The following is a 2753-nucleotide window of genomic DNA, read 5'->3' on the forward strand; positions in this document are numbered from 1 at the left end:
CAGGGCACACACAGGCGTTTGGCAAGATTGCGAATTTTGTAGTAAATTCACGTTTACATTTCGCAAGAAATTTTATCTTTGATAGAAAATAATCGGTTCCGAAGTTCGCAACCTCGCCAAGCGCCGGGACGTTAACTGAAACCCTTGTAAACCAGAAAAAAAGATAACATTTTTCTTATCAAAAAATTGAAATCTATTAATATTGGTTGTTGAAAAATTAGTGAAATACTTTTCTAATTTATGATAATTCGTAACGCAAAAATTACGAACTTGCGAAAAATAGAATTGAATTATAAATGAAGTTAAAAGAAAAAATAAGTATTGACGAATTTGATAGCAAACGCTATCAGGTAAGACTTGTTGAACCAAATGAAAATGGAAAAGCGGTTTTAACTCATTATTTACACAACATTCACAACGGAGTTTCAAAGTATTATAAAGATGATGCTTTAGAAGTTTTAAATGATTTTGTAACTTACAAACAAGAAGAAGAAAAACTTTCAATCGTTGCTGAAGATGCAATGCAACAACTTCTTTTTGAAGTTGAAAACGTTCCGTTTCCAACTCCAGAAAACTATACTTTTAAATTTATAGATTTATTTGCAGGAATCGGTGGTTTTAGAATTGCTATGCAAAACCTTGGCGGAAAATGTGTTTTTACAAGTGAATGGGACAAAGAAGCTCAAAAAACTTACAAAGTAAACTTCGGAGAAGTTCCATTTGGTGACATTACAAAACAGCAAATTAAGAATTATATTCCTGAAGAATTCGATTTACTTTGTGCAGGTTTTCCTTGTCAAGCATTTTCAATTGCAGGAAAACGTGGTGGTTTTGATGATACAAGAGGAACATTATTTTTTGATGTTGCAGAAATTATCAAAAAACATAAGCCAAAAGCAATTTTTCTTGAAAACGTAAAAGGTTTACGAAGTCACGATAAAGGAAAAACATTGGAAACAATTCTAAATGTTTTAAGAAATGATTTAGGCTATTTTGTGCCTGAACCACAAATTATTAATGCTAAAAATTTCGGAGTTCCACAAAATCGAGAAAGAATTTATATTGTTGGCTTTCGCCAAGATTTAAATATTTCAAGTTTCGAATATCCAAAACCTTTAGAAAAAAATCCAACTTTTGAAGAAGTAAAAGAGAAAAATGTTCCACCAACAAAATACTATCTTTCAACTCAATATGTTCAAACTTTAGTTAATCATAAAGCAAGACACGAAAATAAAGGAAATGGTTTTGGTTATGCAATAATTCCTGATAATGGAATTGCAAATGCAATTGTTGTTGGCGGAATGGGTAGAGAAAGAAATTTAGTTTTAGACCATAGAATTGTAGATTACACACCAACAACTCATATAAAAGGAACTGTAAATCGTGAAGGAATTCGTAAAATGACACCAAGAGAATGGGCAAGATTACAAGGATTTCCTGATGATTTTATAATTCCAGTTGCTGACGCATCTGCATATAAACAATTCGGCAACTCCGTTGCCGTTCCAGCTATACAAGCAACTGCAAATAAAATTTTAGAACTAATCGGAATTAAAAAATATGCTATCAGGAAATAAAGGAGAATGGAGTGAGATTTACGCTTTGTTCAAATTACTTGGCGATAAACAATTATTTGCAGGCGATGCAGATTTAAATAAAGTTGAAGAATTATTTTATCCAATAATCAAGATTATTCGTAACGAAAGTGGCGGTAATTTTGAATATGAAATTAATGGAGATTTAGTAATTATTTCTGGTGGAAAAGAACAATTAAGAATTCCTGTAAAAACTTTTACTGAGCAATCGGTAAAGTTATTAGCTACAATAAAAGCTTCAAATGGAGCATTTAGTATTCCAGAAATTGAAACTTTTATGAACTCAATAAATTGTAATTCTTTAAAAGCAAAATCAACTTCTAAATCTGATATTCAAATTGTTATTCACGACCAAAGAATAAATCAAACCGCAGAATTAGGGTTTAGCATTAAATCACAACTCGGAGGACAAGCTACGCTTTTAAACGCAGGAAAAACTACAAATTTTATTTATCAAGTTTCAGATTTTCAACCAACAGAAAATCAAACAAAAAGCATAAATGAAATTGACACAAAAAGCAAAATTAAAGATAGAATTGAAAACATAAAACAACTTGGCGGAAACATAAATTACGTTTCACTTGAACAAGATATATTTAAAAATAATTTAGTTTTAATTGATAGTTTATTGCCTAATATTTTAGCTGAAATTGTTAAAACTTTTTATACATCAAGTTTAAGTTCAATCAAAGATTTAACAGATAATATAAACAAAACAAATCCATTAAATTATGACAATCAATTTGCTCATACTTTTTATGAATACAAAATCAAACGCTTCTTAACTGACGTTGCTTTAGGAATGACACCTTCAAAAGTTTGGAATGGAATTTATGACGCAACAGGCGGTTATTTGATTGTAAAAGAAAACGGAGATGTTTTGTGTTATCATATTTACAATCGAAATCAGTTTGAAGATTATTTATTTCAAAATACAAAATTAGAAACTGCAAGTAGTTCAAGACACGAATTCGGAAAAATTTATAGCGAAGATGGAAAAAGCTACTTCAAATTAAACTTGCAAATCAGATTTAAATAAAAGGGCTTCAGTTAATCGAGTAGACGGCTCCGCCAGAATCTGACGGAGTGCGCCTCTCACACCACCGAGCGTACGGGTCACGTACTCGGCGGTTCGCAAAGAGATGGGTTAAGTTGTAA

General features: G+C 31.1%; 2 protein-coding genes. Both read left to right on the forward strand.

The features are described 5' to 3' along the window. The first annotated feature begins 296 nt into the window (after positions 1 to 296). Positions 297 to 1577 (forward strand): DNA cytosine methyltransferase, encoded by a 1281-nt coding sequence (locus tag B4I81_RS02250; protein ID WP_291106941.1) that lies wholly within the window; start codon positions 297 to 299, stop codon positions 1575 to 1577. Then, the gene (locus tag B4I81_RS02255) at positions 1561 to 2634 is read left to right on the forward strand and encodes an HpaII family restriction endonuclease (RefSeq protein WP_291106942.1); all 1074 of its coding nucleotides are present in this window, start codon (positions 1561 to 1563) and stop codon (positions 2632 to 2634) included. The genes B4I81_RS02250 and B4I81_RS02255 overlap by 17 nt, the downstream gene beginning before the upstream one ends. Positions 2635 to 2753 lie beyond the last annotated feature (119 nt).

Source organism: Flavobacterium sp. UBA6195, from assembly GCF_002422095.1.
Lineage (GTDB): Bacteria > Bacteroidota > Bacteroidia > Flavobacteriales > Flavobacteriaceae > Flavobacterium.